This window comes from Flavobacterium resistens (genome assembly GCF_900182645.1).
Taxonomy (GTDB): Bacteria; Bacteroidota; Bacteroidia; order Flavobacteriales; family Flavobacteriaceae; genus Flavobacterium; species Flavobacterium resistens.
This window is the reverse complement of sequence record NZ_FXTA01000012.1, coordinates 1-3,782: the sequence shown is the minus strand read 5'-3', so window position 1 is coordinate 3,782 and position 3,782 is coordinate 1. Positions and strand designations below refer to the sequence as shown.

Genomic DNA, 3,782 nt, shown 5'->3' with positions numbered 1-3,782 from the left:
GATGAAGGGTTACAGCCAGTTTCTATAGGTATTAGAGGAAAGCTATATATTTCAGGAGATGGAGTAGCCAGAGGTTATTTAAACAAACCAGAACTCACAGCAGAGAAATTCATTTTGAATCCTTTTATAAAAGGAACAAGAATGTATGATACCGGTGATTTAGGCAGGTGGTTGCCAGATGGCAATATTGAATTTTTGGGCAGAAACGACCATCAAGTCAAGATAAGAGGTTATCGTATAGAATTAGGAGAGATAGAAACGGCTATATCTCAATATTCAGAGGATATACAACAGATTGTAGTGGAAGCTAAAGAAATCAACCAAGACAAAACTTTGGTGGCTTATTATGTGTCCAAAACAGAAATTGACAAATCAGAGCTTAGAACTTACCTGCAAAATAAGCTGCCTGAATATATGGTTCCTGGTTTTTATGTAGAGATAGAAAGTCTGCCTCTAACACCTAATGGTAAAATAGACAGAAAAGCCCTTCCAAGTGTGACTGGAGAAGACATCATCAAAAAAGATTATGTAGCTCCAGGAAATGCTATTGAAGAAAAAATGGTAGAAATATGGCAAGAAGTATTAGGAGTTCAAAAAATAGGAATTACAGATAATTTCTTTGAACTGGGAGGACATAGTCTGATAGTAGTTCAAGTTATCAATCAAATTTTTAAACAATTAGGAAAAACCATATCCTTTAAAATATTTTTTGCCAATCCAACCATAAAAGCATTAAGCAAGCAATTAAAACAAAGCGAATATTTACGCATTCCCAAGGCAGCGGAGGATGAATCCTATCCATTAACCGCTTCACAAAGCAGATTGTGGATATTGAGCCAACTTGAGGGTGGTTCTTTGGCCTATAATATGCCGGCAGCAGTTAGGTTTACAGGAACTGTTGATTATGATAAATTTGAAGAAGCATTTAGGTTATTAATCAAGCGTCATGAAATTTTAAGAACTTCTTTTAAAGTAGATAAGCAAGGTGAAGTACGCCAATGGATTGTTCCTATAGAAAAAGTTGATTTTATTGTTGTACAAAAAGATTTTTCAAAACAGAAAAAAAACCAAGAACAAATAGTTGCCAATTACTTACAAGAGTTAAACAGCATTGCTTTTGATTTAGAACACACCCCTGTAAGAGCCAGTATGATCAAGTTAAAAGAGAAAGAACATGTGTTTTTCTTATCACTCCATCACATCATAGGCGATGGCTGGTCTATAGAATTATTGATATCAGAAGTTGAAAAAATCTATAATTCTTTAGTAGAAGGAAAAGAAGCTCAACTACCTGTATTATCTATTCAGTACAAAGACTATGCAGTATGGCAAAACAGTGAAGGACAAAAACAAAAACAACAAGTATCAGAGGTCTATTGGCTAGAACAGTTTGAAGGTGAATTACCTGTAATTAATCTTCCAAGTTTTAAAGCACGCCCCTTAGTTAAAACCTACAACGGAGATACAATAAGTTATCAATTCTCAAAAGAGTTTTTAAATAAGCTTAAAGACTTCTCAAAAAAGCAAGATGTAACCTTGTTTATGACCTTGATGGCAGGAGTAAATGCGCTGTTGCATCGTTATACAAGTCAAGATGATATTATCATAGGCACACCAATAGCTGGAAGAGAACACCCTGATTTAGAGAATCAGCTAGGATTGTATTTAAATACAGTTGCTATTAGAACGCAATTTAGAGAAAATGAATCCTTTCAAGATTTAGTGCAACAAGAAAAAGAAACCTTATTAGGAGCTTATGAACATCAAGGCTATCCTTTTGATGAATTAGTAGGAAAATTAAACACAAAAAGAGATGCCAGTAGAAATGCCTTGTTTGATGTGATGGTAGTCTTGCAGAATCAAGGACAACTAAACAATATCAACAATAAGGAAGAATTAAATAATATCTCGATAAGTAATTATGATTTTGAAAGCACAACTTCTCAATTTGATATCAATTTTAAGTTTTTCGAACAAGAGGTATTAAATTTGTCAATAGAATATAATACTGACATTTATGACTTGGAATTAATCAATAGAGTCTTTTCGCATTTTGAGAATCTGATAACCCCATTATTAGAACAACCAGAGATGCTCATAAATGAAATAGATTATATCACCCAAGAAGAAAAACATCAGCTTTTAGTAGAGTTTAATAATACTCAGGTTGATTATCCTAAAGACAAAACTATAATCGATTTATTCGAAGAGCAAGTAAAGAAAACTCCAAATAATGTAGCAGTAGTTTTTGAAGATACTGAATTAACTTACAATGAACTCAACGAGAAAGCAAATCAACTAGCGAGATATTTAATTTTGAATGGAGTTAAGGCTCAAGATAATGTTGCCTTAATAGCAACTCGAGGTTTCAATATGATTATTGGGCTTTATGGGATTTTAAAAACTGGAGCTGCATATGTTCCAATTGATAACGAATATCCTTCCTCGAGAAAACAATATATGGTAAGTAACTCGAATGTTAAGTTTATAATTCAGGAAGAAATTCTTAGCTCGGAGAATATATTTGGAGAAATATCTTTGATTTTTATGAATGATATCTTCATAAAAAACGAAAGTGTAAATAATCTTAATTTAAAAATTAATATTGATAGTTTAGCATATACAATTTACACTTCAGGATCAACTGGAAATCCTAAAGGTGTAATGATAAGACACTTTTCGGTCGTAAATTTAATTGATTGGGTAAATTCAAGATTCAGAGTTACAGAAAAAGATCGTTTGTTGTTTATTACTTCAATGTGTTTTGATCTTTCTGTCTATGATGTTTTTGGAATATTATCTGCTGGTGGAGCACTAGTGATAGCAAATGAAAAAGAAATAAGAGATTCAGGGAAATTAATAGATCTTTTATTAAAAGAGAAAATAACGTTTTGGGATTCAGTACCATCAACAATGAATTTACTAGTTGATATTATTGAATCTGAGAAAGAAAATTACATACAAAATAATCTTAGAGTTATTTTTATGAGCGGTGATTGGATACCTGTACAACTTCCCGAACGTATCAATAAATACTTTCCATCAGCAGAAATTATAAGTTTAGGAGGAGCTACTGAAGGAACCGTTTGGTCAATTTATTATCCAATTCTTAATGTAGAAAAAAATTGGACACGTATACCATACGGTAAGCCAATACAAAATAATACATTCTATATTCTGGATAAATACCAAAAACCTGTTCCTTATGGAGTTCAAGGTTACTTATACATTGGAGGAATTGGAGTTGCAACAGGTTATGCAAATGATAATTTAAAAACTGAAGCTGCTTTTTTGGAAGATCCATTTTATTCTAAGTTTGGAGGGATCATGTATAATACTGGTGATATAGGATACATGGGCAAAACTAATAATATTGAATTCTTGGGAAGACTTGATCATCAGGTTAAAGTTCGAGGATTTAGGATTGAGCTAGGAGAGATAGAAACGGCCATATCTGAATATTCAGAGGAGATACAACAGGTTGTAGTGGAAGCCAAAGAAATCAACCAGGATAAAACTTTGGTGGCTTATTATGTGTCCAAAACAGAGATTGACAAATCAGAGATCAGAGCTTATCTGCAAAACAAGCTGCCTGAATATATGGTGCCTGGTTTTTATGTAGAGATAGAAAGTCTGCCTTTGACACCTAATGGCAAGATAGACAGAAAAGCCCTTCCAGATGTGACTGGAGAAGACATCATCAAGAAAGATTATGTAGCCCCAAGAAACAAAGAGGAGCAACTTATAGTTGATGTTTGGACTTCTGTTCTCAAGCAAGAGGC

Annotated in this window: 1 protein-coding gene; it reads left to right on the top strand. The window is 33.2% G+C overall.

Annotated features, from left to right (window positions below; genetic code table 11):
- Positions 1-3,782 (top strand): non-ribosomal peptide synthetase (locus tag FN795_RS21305; RefSeq protein WP_142452503.1); only part of this gene is annotated, 3,782 nt, incomplete at both ends.